The 19592-nt window shown below is 72.9% G+C and carries 16 protein-coding genes and 1 pseudogene; 9 read left to right on the top strand and 8 right to left on the bottom strand.

From position 1 onward, the window contains the following. Positions 1-39: 39 nt before the first annotated feature. On the bottom strand, positions 40-2616 hold the full coding sequence (locus tag ACIBJF_RS24885; protein ID WP_399176780.1) for a helicase-associated domain-containing protein: 2577 nt from the start codon (positions 2614-2616) through the stop codon (positions 40-42). 133 nt (positions 2617-2749) lie between these two features. On the opposite strand from ACIBJF_RS24885, the gene ACIBJF_RS24880 reads away from it, so the two are divergent. Next, positions 2750-3793, top strand: coding sequence for a hypothetical protein (locus ACIBJF_RS24880; RefSeq protein ID WP_399176779.1), 1044 nt, complete (start codon positions 2750-2752; stop codon positions 3791-3793). A 103-nt stretch (positions 3794-3896) separates the two neighbouring features. Further along, positions 3897-4523: an HAD family hydrolase gene (locus ACIBJF_RS24875; RefSeq protein ID WP_399176777.1), complete on the top strand. Its 627-nt coding sequence runs from the start codon at positions 3897-3899 to the stop codon at positions 4521-4523. Here ACIBJF_RS24875 and ACIBJF_RS24870 read toward each other — a convergent pair. After that, the gene (locus tag ACIBJF_RS24870) at positions 4499-4750 is read right to left on the bottom strand and encodes a hypothetical protein (protein ID WP_356303861.1); all 252 of its coding nucleotides are present in this window, start codon (positions 4748-4750) and stop codon (positions 4499-4501) included. The genes ACIBJF_RS24875 and ACIBJF_RS24870 overlap by 25 nt on opposite strands. A gap of 154 nt (positions 4751-4904) precedes the next feature. On the opposite strand from ACIBJF_RS24870, the gene ACIBJF_RS24865 reads away from it, so the two are divergent. Further along, entirely contained in the window at positions 4905-5288 is a 384-nt protein-coding gene (locus ACIBJF_RS24865; protein WP_351805449.1) for a cold-shock protein, read from the top strand. Between the two features lie 7 nt (positions 5289-5295). Here the strand turns inward: ACIBJF_RS24865 and ACIBJF_RS24860 are convergent, their stop codons facing one another. From ACIBJF_RS24860 to ACIBJF_RS24845, 4 genes are all read right to left on the bottom strand, one after another. Further along, positions 5296-6156, bottom strand: coding sequence for a 1,4-dihydroxy-6-naphthoate synthase (locus ACIBJF_RS24860; protein WP_399176775.1), 861 nt, complete (start codon positions 6154-6156; stop codon positions 5296-5298). Then, positions 6143-6901, bottom strand: a complete 759-nt coding sequence (locus ACIBJF_RS24855; protein ID WP_399176773.1) for a futalosine hydrolase — start codon at positions 6899-6901, stop codon at positions 6143-6145. Before ACIBJF_RS24855 ends, ACIBJF_RS24860 begins: the two co-directional genes overlap by 14 nt. After that, positions 6874-7347, bottom strand: a complete 474-nt coding sequence (locus ACIBJF_RS24850; protein ID WP_399176772.1) for a DUF2771 domain-containing protein — start codon at positions 7345-7347, stop codon at positions 6874-6876. The genes ACIBJF_RS24855 and ACIBJF_RS24850 overlap by 28 nt, the downstream gene beginning before the upstream one ends. A gap of 138 nt (positions 7348-7485) precedes the next feature. Next, positions 7486-8892, bottom strand: coding sequence for an MFS transporter (locus ACIBJF_RS24845; protein WP_399176770.1), 1407 nt, complete (start codon positions 8890-8892; stop codon positions 7486-7488). Positions 8893-9180: 288 nt separating this feature from the next. Between ACIBJF_RS24845 and ACIBJF_RS24840 the strand changes: the two genes are divergently transcribed. From ACIBJF_RS24840 to ACIBJF_RS24815, 6 genes and pseudogenes are all read left to right on the top strand, one after another. Next, positions 9181-10107: a DUF3027 domain-containing protein gene (locus ACIBJF_RS24840; protein WP_399176769.1), complete on the top strand. Its 927-nt coding sequence runs from the start codon at positions 9181-9183 to the stop codon at positions 10105-10107. Positions 10108-10173: 66 nt separating this feature from the next. After that, positions 10174-10400, top strand: a pseudogene (locus ACIBJF_RS24835) (hypothetical protein); the annotation flags it as partial. 151 nt (positions 10401-10551) lie between these two features. Beyond that, positions 10552-13701: a sacsin N-terminal ATP-binding-like domain-containing protein gene (locus ACIBJF_RS24830; protein WP_399176768.1), complete on the top strand. Its 3150-nt coding sequence runs from the start codon at positions 10552-10554 to the stop codon at positions 13699-13701. Between the two features lie 131 nt (positions 13702-13832). Further along, a complete protein-coding gene (locus ACIBJF_RS24825; RefSeq protein WP_399176766.1) occupies positions 13833-14591 on the top strand; it encodes a calcium-binding protein in 759 nt (252 codons plus the stop codon). A 134-nt stretch (positions 14592-14725) separates the two neighbouring features. Next, positions 14726-15655 (top strand): hypothetical protein, encoded by a 930-nt coding sequence (locus tag ACIBJF_RS24820; protein WP_399176764.1) that lies wholly within the window; start codon positions 14726-14728, stop codon positions 15653-15655. A gap of 129 nt (positions 15656-15784) precedes the next feature. Beyond that, the gene (locus tag ACIBJF_RS24815) at positions 15785-16615 is read left to right on the top strand and encodes a hypothetical protein (RefSeq protein WP_399176763.1); all 831 of its coding nucleotides are present in this window, start codon (positions 15785-15787) and stop codon (positions 16613-16615) included. Positions 16616-16715: 100 nt separating this feature from the next. On the opposite strand, the gene ACIBJF_RS24810 is transcribed toward ACIBJF_RS24815, so the two are convergent. Then, a complete protein-coding gene (locus ACIBJF_RS24810; protein WP_399176761.1) occupies positions 16716-19115 on the bottom strand; it encodes an HAD-IC family P-type ATPase in 2400 nt (799 codons plus the stop codon). 46 nt (positions 19116-19161) lie between these two features. Continuing rightward, positions 19162-19428 (bottom strand): DUF2530 domain-containing protein, encoded by a 267-nt coding sequence (locus ACIBJF_RS24805; protein WP_399176760.1) that lies wholly within the window; start codon positions 19426-19428, stop codon positions 19162-19164. Positions 19429-19592: the final 164 nt, after the last annotated feature.

Below are 19592 nucleotides of genomic sequence, written 5' to 3'. Positions count from 1 at the left end.
ACCAAACGTCCAGTGTGCCCTAAACGCCGACGATCACCGTCAGTCTTCCGCCAGCTCCGCCACGCCCGTGATCCGGTGCAGCGGATAGGTGCGCACCTCGTCCGCGGTGTGGTCGTACGCCGTGACGAAACCGCCCTCCACCTTGACCGGGGCGATGACGCGCTGGCTGGCGGTGCCCTCGGCGTTGACGTAGCCGATCCAGAGGGACCCGCCGGTCAGCACGGCGGCCTGCATGGTGGCCAGGGTCTCGGCGGAGGAGGTGCGGGGCAGTTCGCCGCCCGCCGGCGGGGCCCCGGCCCCGGCGGCCTTGCGCGGGGCGGTGGCGGCCAGGTCGCCGGCCCGGATCGCGCGGATCGCCGCCGCGAGCAGCGTGGCGTCGGGCGGCGGCGGGCCGTCCGGGACCGGCTCGGGCGCGGTGCGCGGCGGGGTGCGGTGGGCGTGGGCGCGGGTGATCAGGACGTCGCCCTCGGCGGACTCGGCGGCCGGCGCGAAGCCCATCGCGCGCAGGCCCTCCAGCAGTGTGGCCGGGTCGCACGGGGCGGCCAGCACGGTCGGGGCGAGCCGGCGCAGCCGCAGGGCCGCGGCGCGCCGGTCGGCGAGGATCTCGTTCAGCAGGGCGTCGTCGTCGCAGCGCACGTACGCCGAGGCCGCGCCGACCCGGAGGTGGCCGTGCCTGCGGGCCACGTCGTCGATGAGATACGCGAGCGGCTGCGGCACCGGGGTGCGGGAGTGCTCGGCGAGGAAGGCGTGCAGATCGGCGGCGGTACGGCCGGCGTCCAGGGCCCGCCGTACCGAGGCCGGGGTGAAGCGGTACACGGTCGCGCCGCCCTTGGACTCGACGTCCGCGAGCACGTCCAGCAGATCGGCGAGGGGGCGTTGCAGCGGCCCTGGCGCCACCGCCGTCAGGTCGGCCTGGAGCAGCACGTGGTCCAGCGGCTCGGGCAGGAGCGGCGCGAGCAGGCGGGCGGCGGCGGCCGTCGCCACGGCCTGCTCGGCGGGGGAGAGGGGGACCGGGGCGGCGGCCGGGCGGTGGTGATGGTGGACGGGCAGCTTGTCGCCGGGGCCGGCCTTCGCGGCCGGGCCGGCGGCGCCCGGGGCGCCCGAGGCGGCGCGCGGGCCCGCCTCCGCCGCAGGGGCGCCCAGCAGGGCGCGGCCCTGCGTCGACAGCGCGCCACGCCCCGTGATGCCCAGCGCCTCCGCCTCGGACAGGGTCCAGCGGGCGAGCCGCGAGCGCAGATCCTCCTCGCCGTCGCGCTGGGGCCCGCGCAACGGGCGTTCCCAGCGCAGCCGGGCCAGCACCGACTCGGTGTCCGGTGCCGCGCCCGCCGGCAGTCCGGCCAGCAGGGTCAGCACCCGGTGCCGTACCTCGGGCGCGGCCGAGCGGTCCAGGCCGGGGCCGAGCGCGGCGAGCGTACGGTCCTTGGCGTCGCGCCCGCCGACCAGCCCCGGCGTGCGGGTGGCCGCCAGCCAGGCCTCCGCCAGCTGCGCCCAGCGCTCGGCGGAGGGCCGCTCCAGCCACTCGTCGTAGGCGGGCGTGGCCGCGTACCGTTCGTCGGCCTCGCCGTCGGAGGCGATCAGCCCGGCCGCGTACGCCAGTTCCACCCAGAACGCGGCGACCGGCTCGGACACGTCCAGCGCGACGGCCGTCCGCTTCAGGTCGCGGACGCTCAGCCCCCCGGCCCGCAGCACGGCCGGGCCGCCCTCGTCCCAGTCCTTCAGCAGCTCCTCGACCGTGGCGAGCGCGGTGTACGCCTGCCCGGCCGCCGTCGCGTCCACCACCTGCCGGCCATGCGTCGCGGCCGGCTCCACGGCGGGCGGGAGCGGCTCGGGCGACCGGTGGGCCCGGCCCTCGCGCAGATGCAGGGCGACCTCACGCGGCAGGACGACCGTGCCGGGCGCGGTCGGCAGAAGCAGCCCGCGGTCGAGCAGCCAGCGCAGATGCGCCGCCGGTTCCGGGGTGACCTGCCCGTACGGCGGCCCCCACATCAGCCGCGCCAGCACCTCGCGGGCCGCCTCCGGGGCTCCGGCCAGCAGCTCGGCCATCTTCTTCCGGTCCTCGAACAGCGCGGTCAGCGCGGCCACGGCGGACACCGAGTCGTGCGTCGAGGGCAGCCCGGCCGCCGTGACGATCTCCTGGATCCGGCCCGGCGACATGCCCGAGGTGGCCTCCTGCACGCCGGGCCCGAGCCCCGTCGGGGAGGGGTGCTGCGGGGACGGCGCGAGGAGTTCGCGGGCCGTGCGGACCAGCCGCAGCCGCTCGTCGTCGCCCCACACCAGCGCCTGCTCCCGCAAGCCGGCGAGGGTGTGCGGCAGCGCGGCGGCGACCGCCTCGTCCCCCGCGTCCCCGGCCATCAGCGCGAGCAGCGTGTCGTACGACGCCGGGTCCGGGGCCACGGCCAGCGCCTCCGCCGTCTGCAGCGCGAACCGGTCCAGCCGCTCCAGCGCGCGCAGCACCGAGGCACGGGTCCCGGCGCGGGTGGCCAGCTGGGTGAGGTCGGTCGGGACGGGCGTGATGAGGTCGGGGCGGCTGCGCAGCAGCGCGGCCAGGGAGGCGTCGTCCCGCGCGCGGAGCGCTTCCGCGAGGGAACGGGGGGCTGGGTGGGCCGCTTGGCTCATCTGACCCACGGTAGCGGTTGCCGTCCCCGGAAGGGGCGCCCCCGCAGGCGCCGACCCCCGGTACGGGTGGGGCGGCACGACTCTGCGCTACCGTCCTCACGGGGTTTCATCGCCGTCACCCCGGAGGGGTTCCTTGGGGATCGAGAGCGACCAGGTCGTCTACGAGTACCTGAGCCGTGTCGGAGACATCGCTCAGCAACGGCAGCTGCCGTCGGCGACACGGATGCGGCTCGTGTCGGAGCTGCGCAACGAGATCGACCGGCACCGGGCCAAGGCGACGGTCGACAGTCCCGCCGCGGTCCGCCGCATCCTGGACCGGCTGGGCACCCCGGACGAGGTCGTCGCGGCAGCCGGAGGCACGTCCGGCACGTCCGGCACCGGCCGGGTTCCGCAGCCGCCCGCCGCCGCCGTGCCCGTACAGCCCGCGCCGCGCGAACGGAAACCGGAACCGAAGCCGAAGGGCCTGAAGGGCCTGCGCCGGATCGTCCCCGGCCCCCGCCCCGCCGGGAGCGGGACCGGGACCGAGTCCGCGCCCTCCGTCCCGCGCGACGCCCCGTCCCCGCCGCACCTGGCCGCCGCGCACGAACTCGGGGACAGCGCCGCACAGCCCGACTGGTGGCGTCTCGGCGGCAACTCCTTCGGCGTCGCGGCCGAGACGGACTCGGTGCCGGGGTTCGTGGGCGGCGTGGAGATCCCGGAGCTGCTCAGGCGGCCACCGAGGGAGCGGGAGCCGGCGGACCGGGCCCCGGAGCCGACCGAGCCGAAACCGGGGGCGACCGAGGCCGAGGCCGAGCCCGCGTCCTCCGCCGCACGCCGGCGTCTGCTCCCCGGCCCCGCCGCCGGCTGGACCAACCCCCTCCTGCTGCTGGCCGCCGCCGCGCTCGTCGCCGGTGCGGTGCTCGGGAACTGGTTCGCGCTGCTCCTGGGCTGGGTGATCGCCTACGGCTCCCGGCGGCTGACCCCCGCGGAGACCAAGGTGGCCGTGATGTTCCTGCCGGGTGCGGCGGTCGCGGCCGGAACGGTGTGGCTGTGGGGGAGGGTCAACGGCCGCTGGGGCCAGCCGATCGCCCAGGGCCACATGAACGACGCGGTCGCCGGGACATGGCCGTGGGTGGTCCGTGGGGCGGCGGTGGCCTCGGCGCTGTACCTGGTGTGGCGGTCACAAAGGAGCAGGTGAGCACCGCAGGGCTGCGGTGCGTGCCTGGCGGGTCCGTCATGGTCGCTCGCGCGGTTGCCCGCGCCCTTCGGGACGCTCACCGGCCACCCTCGCGGCTGACACAATGACGCATATGACATTCACCGTCGGATTCGACCTCGACATGACCCTGATCGACTCGCGGCCCGGCATCCACGCTTGCTACGTGGCGCTGTCCGAGCGGACCGGGACGTACATCGACGCCGATCTGGCGGTGACCCGGCTCGGACCGCCGCTCGCCGAGGAGCTGATCAACTGGTTCCCCGAGGAGCAGGTGCCCGCGATGGCCGACCTGTACCGGGAGATGTACCCGGCGATCGCCATCGCCGCGACCCCCGCCATGGACGGCGCCCGGGAGGCGATAGCCGCGGTGCGGGCGGCCGGCGGACGGACGATGGTGGTCACGGCGAAGTACGAGCCCAACGCCAAGCTGCACCTGAGCCACCTCGGCATCGAGCCGGACGTGGTCGTGGGCGACCTGTGGGCCGAGCAGAAGGCGGAGGCGCTGCGCGAGTACCGCGCCGGCGTCTACGTCGGCGACCACGTCGGGGACGTGCGCGGGGCCCGTACGGCGGGAGCGCTGTCGGTCGCCGTGGCGACCGGGCCGTGCCCCGCGGACGAGCTGCGCGCCGCCGGCGCGGACGTGGTCCTGGCGGACCTGTCCGTCTTCCCGGCGTGGCTGTCCGACTACCGTGAGGCGCCCCGCGCCTGACGCCGGCCTGCGGCGATCGACCGCAGGACGCCCGCGCCGGCGACGAGGAAACCGACGGCCATGAGCATGCTCAAACCGAACATGTACGTCGGAAAAGGCTTTGCGCCGAGGAACAGCGGGGCCACCGTGACCAGAGTGGCCACGGCCCCGATGAAGAAGACGATCGCACCGGCGCGGATCAGCCGGTCACCGGGCGCGGCGGAATTCGTTTGGGTTTTGTCACGCACCGGACCAGGGTAGTTCCCAGCGCGAGGGAACAACCGGGGGACGTCTTGTCACCCGCCCCGAGACCATTAGCCTTGATGGCGGCGGGTCATGGTGGACCCGCTCTAGTGCTATCAAGAGCACTTTTCCCGACTAGTGCGAGGACGAGGACAGACGGTGCCGACCGGGCGTGTCAAATGGTTCAACAGCGAGAAGGGCTTCGGCTTTCTCTCCCGCGACGACGGCGGTGACGTCTTCGTCCATTCCTCTGTTCTCCCCGCCGGAGTCGACGCACTCAAGCCGGGACAGCGCGTTGAGTTCGGCGTCGTCGCCGGTCAGCGCGGTGACCAGGCGCTGTCGGTGACCGTGCTGGATCCGACGCCGTCGGTCGCCGCGGCCCAGCGCAAGAAGCCGGACGAGCTGGCCTCCATCGTGCAGGACCTGACGACCCTTCTCGAGAACATCACGCCGATGCTCGAGAAGGGCCGGTATCCGGAGAAGGCCTCCGGCAAGAAGATCGCCGGACTGCTGCGGGCGGTCGCCGACCAGCTGGACGTGTAGGCACCCGTCAGGGAAACGCGAGCGCATCCGGGCCGAGGGGCGGTACCAGCCCCTCGGCCGCCGCGCGTGTGAGCAGCCCGCGGACCGCGGCGTAGCCGTCCTCGCCGAGGCCTGCGGTGAACTCGTTCACGTACAGGCCGATGTGCTGGTCCGCCACGGCCGGGTCCATCTCCTGGGCGTGGGCCATGACGTACGGCCGGGACGCCTCGGGGTCGTCCCAGGCGGCGCGTACGGAGGCGCGCACGGAGTCGGCGAGCCCGGTGAGGGTCTCGGCCCCCAGCGTGCGCTTGGCGATGATCGCGCCCAGCGGGATCGGCAGCCCGGTCGTCCGCTCCCAGTGCTCGCCCATGTCAGCGAGCTTGTGCAGCCCGTAGTTCTGGTAGGTGAACCGGGCCTCGTGGATGACCAGCCCCGCGTCCACCTTGCCGTCCCGCACGGCCGGCATGATCTCGTGGAACGGCATGACGACGATCTCGCCGACCCCGCCGCCGGACAGCGTGTCCGCCGCCCACAGCCGGAACAGCAGATACGCCGTCGACTTCTCGCTCGGCACCGCGACCGTGCGGCCCGTCAGATCGACGCCCGCCTCGCGGGTGAGCACCAGCGGCCCGCAGCCCCGGCCCAGCGCACCGCCGCACGGCAGCAGCGCGTACTCGCCGAGGACGTACGGCAGGACGGCGTACGACACCTTCAGCACGTCGAACTCGCCGCGCTCGGCCATGCCGTTGGTGATGTCGATGTCGGCGAAGGTCACGTCCAGCGCGGGGGCGCCGGGGATCCGGCCGTGGGCGAGGGCGTCGAAGACGAAGGTGTCGTTGGGGCAGGGGGAGTACGCGATCCGCAGGGACCGCTGCTCACTGGTCGTCATGAGGGTTCCAACTCTCCAATGCGGGCGCGAGCTTCCCGAATGCCTCGGTGAGGGCGGCCAGGGCGTCGCCGATGCGCCAGGCGGCGCGGTCGCGCGGGCCGACCGGGTTGGAGACCGCGCGGATCTCCAGCACCGCCGTTCCGTGCGTGGCGGCCGCCTCCGCGACCCCGAAGCCCTCCATGCCCTCGGCGAGCGCCCGTGGGTGCCGGGCGCGCAGCTCGGCGGCGCGGGCGGCGGTGCCGGTGACGGTGGAGACGGTCAGGACGGTGCCGGCCGGGGCGCCGGTGGCCTCGGACGCGATCCCCACCAGGGACCGGGGCGGATGGTGGGTGACGGTCCCGAAGCCCAGTTCGGTGACCGGGACGAAGCCGTCGGCGGTCTCGGCGCCCAGGTCGGCCACGGTGATCCGGTCGGCGACGACGAGCGAGCCGACGGGCGCCTCGGGCTGGAAGCCGCCGCCGATCCCGGCCGAGACGACCAGGTCGTACGGGGTGCCGGCGAGACGGGCCGCGGTGAGCGCGGCGGAGACGGAGGCCGCGGCGAGGGCCGGGCCGACACCCGCGTCGAGCAGGTCCCAGCCGCCGGCCGTACGCGTCAGACCCGCGCCGGGCAGCGGGACCCGCTCCACCGGCGAGGGGAACGCGCGTGCCACCGCGTCCCGCTCTGCCGGGACCGCGGTGGCCACGAGGACGTGTCGGACGCGCACGGAAGCCGTGATCAGGCCTTCTTCAGCTTGAACGACCACATGCCCTGGTTGGCCTTCTCGCCCATCCGGATCGTGAGCGTGTTGGTGTCGCCCTGGGTGCCGTACTGCTGGTTGAAGAACGCGCTGCCCGGGATGGTGGTGTAGGTCTTCTTGCTGACGTTGGTGAACTGCTGGCCGTTCACCAGGAGGACCCAGCCGGCGTCCGCGATCTTCGGGTCGACACCGACGCGGACCGTCTCGTCCTGGTCGACCTTGATGGACTCGGCCTTGCCGACGTTCTTGACGCACTGCGCCAGCGACTTGGCGTCCAGCGCGTTGCCGTCGTTGTAGCAGAGGGCCTCGGAGTTGACCGAGCTGTCGTCGACGGTGACGGTCGCGACGGGCGTCGGCTTCTCGCAGGCCGTGAGCAGGAGCAGTCCGGCGGAAACGGCGCCGGCGGCGGCGACGGCGCGGCGGCGTCGCACAACGGATTGCAGCGTGGTCATGGCCGAAGGCTATCGGGCACCCGGAGCCGTCCGGCCACGTGGGGTGCGGCGTGCCCGGTTCGTTACGCCAGCCGTGCCTGCGGTTCGGCAAACCGTGTCCCCTTCGTTATGCCGAGGTCAGGGTTGTCCCGGGGCACCTCAGGCGACGCGGGTCCGGGGCCGGCCGCCGTGCCGGGCCGAGGCGAGCAGGCCCTTGAGGGTGGCCAGCCAGCCGACCGCCACGAACGCCGCGCCGATCAGCAGGCCGACGGTGCCGTTGAGCGGCAGCACGATGCCGACGGCGCCGCCGAACACCCACGCCATCTGCAGCAGCGTCTCCGAGCGGGCGAACGCCGAGGTGCGCACCAGTTCCGGTACGTCCCGCTGGATCAGCGCGTCCAGGGCCAGCTTGGCCAGCGCCTGCCCGAATCCGGCGACGGCCGCGAGGCAGGCCACCAGCAGCGCGCTGAAGAACAGGGCGGCCACGATCGCGGTGCCGAGCACCACCGCGACGACGGTCACGATGATGATCTCCGGGGCGCGTGATCTCAGCCAGGCCCCGACGGCCGTGCCCAGCGCGTTGCCCGCACCGGCGGTGACACCGACTATCCCGAGCGAGACCGCCGCGCTCTCGCCGGTCAGCGGGTGCTCGCGCAGCAGGAAGGCGAGGAAGAAGATCAGGAAGCCGGAGAGGCAGCGCAGGGCGGCGTTGGCGCCGAGCGCGTGGGTGACGGCGGGGCCCACGGTCCGCAGCCCCGGCCGCTTCGCCTGTTCCCTCCGGCGCTGCGGCCCGTGCAGATGCTGCTCGTCGGCCGCGAGCAGCGCCACGTCCTCGCCCTTGGCCGAGTCCACCTTGGGCGGCAGGGAGAACGACAGGAACGTGCCCGCGACGAAGATCACGAAGGCGCCGTACAGCGGCCAGGGATCGCCGACCTGGTGCAGCCCCGCGGCGACCGGCGCGGCCACACCGGTGGCCAGCAGCCCCGCCAGGGTGACCCGCGAGTTGGCCTTCACCAGCGAGAACCGGGGCGGCAGCAGCCGCGGTACGACCGCACTGCGGACCACCCCGTACGCCTTGGACGCGACCAGCACCCCCAGCGCGGCGGGATACAGCTCCAGGCTGCCGCTCGCCACGGCGCCCGAGATGACGAGCGCGAGCAGGGCGCGGGCCAGCATGGCCCCGGCCATCGCGGCGCGCCGGCCGTGCGGCAACCGGTCGAGGAGGGGACCGATGACCGGGGCGAGGACGGTGAAGGGCGCCATCGTGATGGCGAGGTAGAGCGCGACCCGCCCGCGGGCCTCGTCGGTCGGCACGGAGAAGAACACGGTGGAGGCGAGCGCCACGGTGATCATCACATCACCCGCGCCGTTCACGGCGTGCAGTTCGATCAGCTTGCCGAGCCCCGACTCACCCGCCCCGTGCGCGTGCGTGGCCTTCCGGATCCCGCGCACGGCCCCGGTGACCGGGAAGTGCAGGGCACGCCCGACGGAACGGACGGCGCCACCGACCCGGCTCGCGCCGCCACCCCGAACACCACGCCTGTCCGCGGTCGCCACGTGCTTCATAGTGCCCCGAGAAGCGGCCGGATAGTGCGCATACGACGCGCATGGCGCCGAACCGAACCGCGGGGTCGGCGTGCCGGGCCGGACGGGCGGCGGAGAAAACCTGCCGCGTAGAGGCAGCGAATCCTGTTCGGTGTAGCGTGCCTATCTCAGCCATAACGCAGAATGGATGGCAGAGGTGCGCCCAGCGCGCGGATGCAGACGTCGATGCGGTCCCCCGGTCCGCTCCGTCGGCAGGCCCGCCCGAGGCAGCCGCCCTCGACGAGACGGCGTAGGAGAGAAGCGATACCTGTGAGCGCAGCGACAACGCGAAGCCGCACCCCCGACCGTCTGTGTGCCGAGGCGGTCGATCTCGCCCGCGCCGCCGCCGAGGAGGCCGCCGCCCCCGGTGTGGTCGGAGAGCACGTCGGCCTCGTCTCCGAGGGCGACCGCGTTGTCACGCACTTCTTCGAGTGCAAGGAGCCGGGCTACCGCGGCTGGCGCTGGGCGGCGACCGTGGCCCGCGCCTCGCGTGCCAAGATCGTCACGCTCGACGAGGTGGTCCTGCTCCCCGGCCCCGACGCCCTGCTCGCTCCCGAGTGGGTCCCGTGGAGCGAGCGGCTGCGCCCCGGCGACCTCGGCCCCGGCGACCTGCTCCCCACCGACCAGGACGACCTGCGCCTGGAGCCCGGCTACACGGGCGAGGAGGAGCCGCCGCCGAACTCGCTCGTCTCCCAGGAGATGGCGGAACTGGCGGAGGCGGAGGACGCCGACGTCACCCCCGGCGCCCCCGCCGCCCAGCCCACGACCCCCGCCCGAGGCTCGATCGCGGCGGTGGCGGAGGAGCTGGGCATGCGCCGGGCCCGCGTCCTGTCCCGCTACGGCCTGCACGTCGCCGCGGACCGCTGGGAGGAGTCGTACGGCCCGAAGACCGCGATGGCCCAGGCGGCCCCGGCCACCTGCATGAGCTGCGGTTTCCTCACCCCCATCGGCGGCTCCCTGGGCCAGGCCTTCGGCGTCTGCGCCAACGAGTTCTCCCCGGCCGACGGCCGTGTGGTCTCCCTGTCCTACGGCTGCGGCGGCCACTCGGAGGCCGCGGTCATGCCCAAGCCCCCGCAGCCGGCCCCGCCGGTCATCGACGAGACCCGGGTGGACCCCTTCCCCCTGCGTCCCGCCCGCGACTCGGGTTCGGTCCCGGAGGCGGGCGACGAGGAGACGGCGGAACTGGGCCACTCCTGACCCCGTGATCGTCAGACCTGCGACGCGGCGGGACGTCCCCGGGTTCCTCGCGCCGGCGGCCCAGGCCGAGGAACCGGGAGCGGGCCTGCTCGGGGCCCTGCTCTTCGGCTGGTCACGTTCGGCCCGGACCGTCCCGGCGCGGTGACGAGCGGCGCACGTGCCTTTACGAGAGCCTCGGCTTCACCCCGGCCGAACCGGCCGGCCCCGGCCCGGAGGGCGGCTCCGGGCAGGTCTACCGCCGGGCGGCCCCCGCACAGGTCCAACGGCGGCCCCCGGCAACGCAGTTGCCCTGAAAGATTTGGGTGGGTTTGCGGCTGACGGCAAGGGACCGCGGAGGGCGGCGCCCGGTGTCGCTGCCACGGGATACGATCCGCAGGCGCGAGGCGCTCCACCCCGGCGCGAAGGCCAGGGGCTCCTCGCCCGAAGCCGGGAGGATGGGTAAGCGTGAGCAGCAAGTACGTGCGGCCGGCGGCCGAGGGTGCCGATCCCTTCGGAACGGCCCGGCTGCGCCGTGGCGTCCTCGACGCCTGGGCCACCAGCGCCGCCCGGTTCCGTGAGGACGCCAACGCCGAGGAGGACCTGGTCCTCGGCGGCTACCGGGACCGGCTCGTCGTCGAGCTGGCCCAGAACGCCGCCGACGCCGCCGCCCGGGCGCGGGTGCCGGGGCGGCTCAGGCTCACCCTGCGGGACGGGGTCCTCGTCGCCGCCAACACCGGTGCCCCGCTGGACGCGGCCGGAGTGGAGTCGCTGTCCACGCTGCGCGCCTCGGCCAAGCGGGACCTCGAGGCCGCCCAGGGGCCCGTCGGGCGGTTCGGCGTCGGGTTCGCCGCCGTGCTCGCGGTGACCGACGAACCCGCGATCGTGGGCCGCCACGGGGGTGTGCGCTGGTCCCTCGGCGAGGCACGGGAACTGGCCGCCGACACCGCACGGCACAGTCCCGGACTCGGGGACGAGATCCGGCGCCGGGACGGTCATGTGCCGCTGCTCCGGCTGCCGTTCGCCGCCGAGGGCACCGCCCCGGACCCGTACGACACCGCCGTCATCCTCCCCCTGCGCGACGCGGCCGCCGCCGATCTCGCCGAGCGGCTGCTGGACTCCGTCGACGACGCGCTGCTCCTCGCCCTGCCGGGCCTGGAGGAGGTCGTCGTGGAGGTCGGCGGCGAGGCGCAGCGCGTGCTGCGGCGCCGTACCGAGGGCGCCGTCGTCGTCGTGGAGGACTCGCGCGAGGGGGTCACCCGGTGGCGTACCGCCGCCGCCCACGGGCCGCTCACGCCCGATCTGCTCGCCGACCGGCCGGTGGAGGAGCGGCTGCGGCCCCACTGGTCGGTGACCTGGGCCGTACCCGAGGACGAGGGCGGGCGTCCGGTGCGGCCTCGTACGACGCCCGTGGTGCACGCGCCCACGCCCAGTGACGAAGCCCTCGGCGTTCCCGCCCTGCTCATCGCCTCCTTCCCCCTCGACACCACCCGCCGGCACACGGCTCCCGGCCCGCTCACCGACTTCCTGGTGCAGCGCGCCGCCGACGTCTACGCCGAACTGCTCGCCGACTGGCGGCCCGTGACGGAAGGGATCATCGACCTCGTGCCCGGGCCGCTCGGCAAGGGCGAGCTGGACGGGGCGCTGCGCCAGGCCGTGCTGGAGCGGCTGCCGCGCACCGAGTTTCTCCCACCCGCCCACCCGGCCGTGGTGCCGCAGGCGGACGACGAGCACGAGCTTCCGGAGGCGCTGCGCCCCAGGGACGCGGAGATCGTGGAGGGCGCCGGGGCCGCCACCGTCCGGGTGCTCGCCGAGGTGCTGCCCACGCTGCTGCCCGCCGGTCTCGAACGGCGCGTGGAGCTGCGCACCCTCGGGGTGGCCCGGCTGCGGCTCGCCGACGCCGTCGACCGGCTCGCCGGCCTGGAGAAGGACCCCGGCTGGTGGTGGCGGCTCTACGACAGCCTCGCCGGGGTCGATCCCGAGCGGCTGTCCGGGCTGCCGGTACCGCTCGCGGACGGGCGGACCACCATCGGCCCCCGGCAGGTCCTGCTGCCCACCCCGGACGCCGCCCGCACCGACGCGGACGTCCTCGGCCGGCTCGGGCTGAAGGTGGCCCACGAGGACGCCGCGCACCCGCTGCTGGAGAAGCTCGGCGCGCTGCCCGCGACCCCGCGCGCGGTGCTGACCACCCCGCAGGTGCGGGCCGCCGTCGCCGCCTCGCTGGACGAGGAGGGCGCGATCGGGGGCTGGGAGGAGGACGCTCCGGACCCGGAGGAACTGGCCGACACCGTTCTGGCCCTGGTCCGGGACGCGGGCCTGGAGCCCGGGGACGAACCCTGGCTCGGCGCCCTCGCGCTGCCCGACGAGGACGGGGAACCGGCCCCCGCCGGTGAGCTCGTCTTCCCCGGCAGCCCCTTCGCCCGGGTGATCCGCGAGGGTGAACTGGCCGCCGTGGACCATGACCTGGCCGACAGGTGGGGCGAGCAGCCGCTGGCCGCCTGTGGCGTCCTCGCGAACTTCGCGCTGGTCCGCGCCACCGACGTCGTCCTCGACCCGGACGAACTGGAGCCGCGGGAGGGCGACTTCGCCGAGCCGGACGACGCCGGTCTGCTGGATGCCGTCGACGTGTGGTGCGAGGACATCCTCGACCGCTTCCCGGACAGCCCGGTGCCCCCGGTCGCCACCGAGCTGGTCGCCGTACGCGATCTGGACCTGGTGGACGACGAGCACTGGCCGCAGGCGCTCGCGCTGCTCGCCCAGCCGCCGCTGCGGGACGCCCTCACCCAGCCGGTGCGCGTCCTGCTGCACGACGGCACCCACGAGATCGTGCGGCCGTACACGGCATGGTGGCTGCGCGGGCACCCCGTCCTCGACGGGCGCCGGCCGGCCGGTCTGCTCGCGGCGGGCGGTGACCCGCTGCTGCGCGGCCTGTACGACGAGGCCGACGCGACCGGGTTCGAGGACGAGCAGGTGCTGCGGGCCCTGGGCGTGCGCACCTCCGTCGCGGCCCTGCTGGACGAGCCCGGCGGCGCGGCCGAGCTGCTGGACCGGCTGGCCGACCCCGACCGGCCGGTCACCGCCGCCCAACTGCACGGGCTGTACGGGGCGTTGGCGGAGCTGGACCCGGAGCAGGTGACGCTGCCGGACGAGCTGCGGGCCGTGGTCGACGGCCGGGTGGAGGTCGTGGACGCGGGCGAGGCGGTCGTGGTCGACTCGCCCGATCTGCTGCCGTTCACCGGCGGGGTCGCGCTGCTGCCGGTGCGGCCGTCCCGCGCGGCCGAGCTGGCGGAGCTGTTCCAGGTGCGGCGGCTGAGCGAGTCCGTCACCGGAGAGGTGCACTCCGAGGGGACCGAGCACGACGTACCGGAGTCGGTGCGGGTGCTGCTCGGACCGGATACGCCCGAGACGTACGTCGAGCACGAGGAACTGGTCGTGGACGGCGTGGAGATCGACTGGCGGCTCACCGACGACGGTGTGCTGCACGCGGCCACCCTGGAGGGGGTCGCCGCGGGGCTCGCGTGGGCGGCCGGCCAGTGGCCGCGGCGCTTCGAGGTGGCGGCCCTGCTGGAAGACCCGTCCCGGACGGAGGAGCTGGCCAGGGACCGCTGGTTCGACTGACGGCCCCGGAGCATCCGCCTCCACAATTCTCTTACCAACTTTTCAACTTACGTACAACCGTTCCCCTGTGTGCCGAGTCTGACCCACCGGAGCCAACCGGCTCACCGATCACTACGCACGCAGGGGAACACATGCGTATGCGCGCCTCTGTCGCCGTCGTCGGCGGCGCTCTGGCCCTGTCCGTCCTCGCCGTCCCGGCCGCGCAGGCCGACGGCGGCTACGGCGACACCAGGATCACCAAGGTGGTCGTGGACGGCGACAACAAGGTGTCCATGGGCGTCTCCAGCCCGGTGACCCTCAAGGTCAGCGTCACGGCCACCGACGACTCGGGCATCGAGGACGCCGAGTACTTCACGCTCAACGGGCCCGACTACGGCATCGAGACGACCGGCAAGCCCACGTGCACGGCCGTGAACTCCACCACCTCCACCTGCACCGCCTCGGTGACGGTCGACCCGAAGGTCGACTACTACAGCAACAAGAACGCCGGCACCTGGTACGTCGACGCGTTCGTCAACGCCGAGGACGGCGACTTCGTCTGGAAGGAGAAGGCCGGTTCCTTCTCGTTCCAGCGCGCCGGCAAGCTCACGGTCAACGCCGCCCCGGAGCCGGTGAAGAAGGGCAGGACCCTCACCGTCACCGGCGCCCTCACCCGCGCCAACTGGGAGTCGCTGAAGTACGGCGGCTACGGCTCGCAGTCCGTCAAGCTCCAGTTCCGCAAGAAGGGTTCGAGCACCTACAGCACGCTGAAGACCATCACGGCGGACTCCGCGGGCAACCTGAGGACCACCACCACGGCGACGGTCGACGGCTACTACCGCTTCTCCTTCGCGGGCAACTCGACCACCTCCGCGGTCAGCGCCGCCGGTGACTTCGTCGACGTGCAGTAGCCATCCGGTTTCCATCGGAAACTCACGGCTTCATCCGTACAACCACTCCATTCCTTCACGGGTCTGACCACGCGAGTCGACTGACTCCTTGGTCATTTGGACCCCGTGTCCACTTTCTCCACACAGGGGAACGCATGCGCATACGTGCCACCGTGGCCGCCGTCTCCGGCGCCCTGGCCCTCTCCGCTCTTGTCATGCCGGCCGCCCAGGCCGCCGGCGGCTCGGCGACGCCGTCCAAGGCGGACATCCTGAAGATCCGTGAGGCCGCTCAGGCCGCCTCCTCGGGCAAGACCGCGTTCGCCGCCTCGGACGACACCGGCGCGCCGTACCCGCTGGACGTCACCTTCTCCAACTTCAAGATCGCCGGTGCGGTGAAGGTCGGAACGACCAACCACGTCTCCACCACGGTCACCTACACGATGACCCACGGCACGGACGTCGACATCACCGCCGACGACTTCTTCACCGGCCCCTACATCTACAAGGGCTCGTACGACATGCCGGACAACATGCTGATCGGCGACTACCCGGCCACCTGCACGGCCACCTCGTCGACCACCGCCAGCTGCAAGGGCAACATCGACGTCTACCCGGCCGACGGCGAGCTCTTGAACTCCGACGCGGGTACGTGGAACGGCGGGGCCCTCGCCATCGCGTACAACGGCCAGGACCCGACCAGCGCCGACTTCGACATCACCAAGGTCGGTTACGCCGACCAGGGCGGCCTCGGCACCACGCTGGTCCAGCGCTACTCCAAGCTGACGGTCAACGCCTCGCCGGAGCCGGTGGCGAAGGGCAAGACCGTCACGGTCACCGGCAAGCTCTCCCGGGCCAACTGGGAGGACAACCAGTACCACGGCTACACCAACCAGTACGTGAAGCTGCAGTTCCGCAAGTCCGGCTCCAGCACCTACACCACGCTGAAGACCATCAAGTCGGACTCCACGGGCAACCTGAAGACCACGGCCACCGCGTCGGTCGACGGCTACTGGCGCTTCTCCTTCGCGGGCACCTCGACCACCCCGGCGGTCAACGCCACGGGCGACTTCGTCGACGTGCGGTAATGGATCAGTAAGCGCGGCACAAAATCTGGTCCGCGAGGGCACCGGCCGTACAACCGGCGGCCTCCCTCGCGGATCTGATCGCGTGAGTCAACCGACTCCACGATCACTCTCCCTCCAGGGGAAACGCACATGCGCATACGTGCCACCGTGGCCGCCGTCTCCGGCGCCCTGGCCCTCACCGCCCTCGCAGTCCCGGCCGCGCAGGCCGTCACCGACTCGGGCGCGCCGTACACGCTGAACGCAAGCTTCTCCAACGTCTCGATCGCCAAGTCGATCAAGGTGGGCACCACCAACGAGGTGACCGTCGCGTACTCGTACACGCTGACGCACGGCACCGACGTCAACATCGCCGCGAAGGACTTCTACACGGACGCCTTCCTCTACCACGGCACCTACAGCGACACCGCCCCCGAGCTGTACGGCGACGACTCGGCGACCTGCACCGCCACCTCGTCGACGACGGCCACCTGCAAGGGGTCCGTCAACATCTACCCGGCCGACGGCGACCTGAAGAACGCCTGGGCCGGCAGCTGGAGCGTGGCCGCCGAGGCCATCGCCTTCAACGGCCAGGACCCGAACAACCCCGACATGAGCAAGGTCGGCTTCAAGGACCAGAGCGGCCTCGGCACCAGCCTGGTGCAGCGCTACTCCAAGCTGACGACCACGGTGAGCTCGACGTCCGTCTACAAGGGCAAGAGCGTCACCGTGTCGGGCAAGCTGACGCGGGCCGACTGGGAGCACCACACCTACAACAACTTCGGCGGCCAGCCCGTCAAGCTCCAGTTCCGCAAGGCCGGCACGAGCACGTACACCACGATCAAGACGGTGACCACCGACTCGTACGGCAACGCGAAGACCACCGCCACCGTGAACTCCAGCGGCTACTGGCGCTACTCCTTCGCGGGCGTCTCCACGACCCCGGCGGTCAGCGCCACGGGCGTGTACGTGGGCGCGAAGTGATGTAACGCCCCCGAAGGGGCGAGGGGAACTGCGCGACCAGCCACAGCGGACCCGCAGTTCCCCTCCGGCGTCAATCACCCCGGACGTCGTCGGCCCCGGCTCAGCGCAGCGCCTCGCGGCGGTCGACCCACTTCCACAGGAACTCCAGGGCGGCCGCCGCCACCACCGCGATGCCGACGGCGGTCCACGGCATCGTGACCCCCACCAGCTTCAGCGCGAAGAAGCCCTGCAACGCCGGGACGACCAGGACCAGCAGGAACGCCACCCCCATCGCGGCCACCAGGGTCACCCGCCACCAGGTGTAGGGGCGGGCGATGATCGCCAGGATCCACATGGAGACCAGGAAGAGGGTCAGCGTCGCCGCGCTGGTCTCCGCGTCCAGCTGGCCGTTCCCCGTGTAGTGGTCGCGGGCGACCAGGTACGTCATGAAGGTCGCCGCCCCCGCCACCACCCCACCCGGGATCGAGTACCGCATGACCCTGCGCACGAAGTGCGGTTTCGCCCGCTCCTTGTTGGGCGCCAGGGCCAGGAAGAACGCCGGGACGCCGATGGTGAGGGTGGACAGCAGGGTCAGGTGTCTGGGCAGGAAGGGGTAGGCGACCTGCGCGCAGACCACCAGGACGGCCAGCAGCACCGAGTAGACGGTCTTCACCAGGAACAGCGTCGCCACGCGCGTGATGTTGCCGATCACCCGGCGGCCCTCGCCGACCACCGACGGCAGGCTGGCGAAGCTGTTGTCCAGCAGCACGATCTGCGCCACCGCCCGCGTCGCCTCCGAGCCGGAGCCCATGGCGACCCCGATGTCGGAGTCCTTCAGGGCGAGCACGTCGTTCACGCCGTCGCCGGTCATCGCGACCGTGTGCCCGTGCGACTGCAGTGCGCCGACCATGTCCCGCTTCTGCCGCGGGGCGACCCGCCCGAAGATCGTCCCCCGGTCCAGCGCGTCCGCCATCCCCGCCCGGTCGGCGGGCAGGTGCCGCGCGTCCACCGTCGTACCGTCCAGGCCCAGCTTGGCGGCGACCGCGCCGACCGAGACCGCGTTGTCGCCGGAGATGACCTTGGCGCGGACGTTCTGGTCCGCGAAGTAGCGCAGGGTGTCGGCGGCGTCCGGCCGCAGCCGCTGTTCCAGGACGACGAGGGCGGTGGGGCGGGCGCCGCGGGCCGGCTCGGGGTCGTCCAGGTCGCGGCTCGCCCGGGTCAGCAGGAGCACCCGCAGGCCCTGCTCGTTGAGGCGCCCGGTCTCGGCCAGGGCCGGGTCGCCGTCGGCGAGCAGGATGTCCGGGGCGCCCAGCAGCCAGGTGCTGATCTCGCCGTCGGCCTCGCTGAACGCGGCCCCGCTGTACTTGCGGGCCGAGGAGAAGGGCACCGACTCCACGCACCGCCATTCCTCGGTGTCCGGGTAGGCGTCGATGATGGCCTTCAGGGAGGCGTTGGGGCGCGGGTCGGACTCGCCGAGGGCGCCGAGCACCTTGCGCACGTACCCCTCGTCGGCCCCGTCGAGCGGCCGTAGCTCGGTGACGTCCATGCCGCCCTCGGTGAGCGTTCCGGTCTTGTCCAGGCAGACGGTGTCGACGCGGGCCAGCCCCTCGATCGCCGGCAGCTCCTGCACCAGGCACTGCTTCCGGCCGAGCCGGATGACCCCGATGGCGAAGGCGACCGAGGTGAGCAGGACCAGCCCCTCCGGGACCATCGGGACGATGCCGCCGACCGTGCGGGCGATGGAGTCCTTCAAGCCGTTGCTCTGGACGACGAGCTGGGTGACGACGAGCCCGACGGCCGCCGGGACCATCATCCAGGTGACGTACTTGAGGATCGTGGAGATGCCGGTGCGCAGCTCGGAGTGGACCAGGGTGAAGCGGGAGGCCTCCTCGGCGAGCTGGGCGGCGTAGGCCTCGCGGCCGACCTTGGTCACCTGGAAGGCGCCGCCGCCCGCGACGACGAAGCTGCCGGACATGACCGCGTCGCCGGGGCGTTTGACGACGGGGTCGGCCTCGCCGGTGAGCAGCGACTCGTCGATCTCCAGCCCGTCGGCCTCGACGCAGACGCCGTCCACCACGGCCTTGTCCCCGGGCCCGATCTCGATCAGGTCGTCCAGCACGATCTCGCTGGTGGCCACCTCGGTGGCGGTGCCGTCCCGGCGCACCGTCGGCCGGGCCTCCCCGATCACCGCGAGCGAGTCGAGGGTCTGCTTGGCCCGCCGCTCCTGGACGATGCCGATGCCGGTGTTGGCGAGGATCACGAAGCCGAAGAGGCTGTCCTGGATCGGCGCGACGAACAGCATGATCAGCCAGAGCACGCCGATGATCGCGTTGAACCGGGTGAGGACGTTCGCCCGGACGATCCCGCCCAGCGACCGGCTGCTGCGCACCGGTACGTCGTTGACCTGGCCGCGGGTGACGCGCTCCGCGACTTCGGCACCGGTCAGCCCTGCCGACCTGGTCATCGGTAGGGCCACCGGATGCACGGGGTCGAGCTCCGCTCCCGCGTCTATGTGGGTCATGTCATCGACGGTACGTGCGGATTTGCCCGCTTGCCCGCTTTACGGGTTACTCGGCCGCCGTCGACTGCAGGGCGGCCGAGCGCTTGATCGCCGCGTCCCGCTTGCGTACGTACCAGATGCCGATCAGGCCCAGCCCGCCTCCGGCCAGGCAGGTCCACAGCCACCACAGATGCCCGTGGTCCTTGAACCAGCCGTAGAAGGGGAGCTGGACGAGGAAGAGGACGAACCAGACGATCGTGCCGCCGGTGATGGTGGCGACCACGGGGCCCTCCAGGGGCTCGGGCGCCTCGTGCTTGGGGGTCCACTTGGCCATGGGCACAGCTTACGAGGCGACCGCTTCCCCGCTGCTTCCCGATCTGTCTACGCGCGGAGATGGCGATCTCGCGCTTATATGTTCATACTGAAACCGTTTGTCTTTGGCCGCTTCTGTTCGTATGAAACTCCAACGGGGCTCGGGGGAACCCCGTCGGTGATGAG

It is taken from the genome of Streptomyces sp. NPDC050743 (assembly GCF_044456925.1).
Classification (GTDB): Bacteria; Actinomycetota; Actinomycetes; order Streptomycetales; family Streptomycetaceae; genus Streptomyces.
The sequence above is the reverse complement of the archived record's forward strand: the minus strand, read 5'-3'. Positions and strand labels throughout refer to the sequence as shown.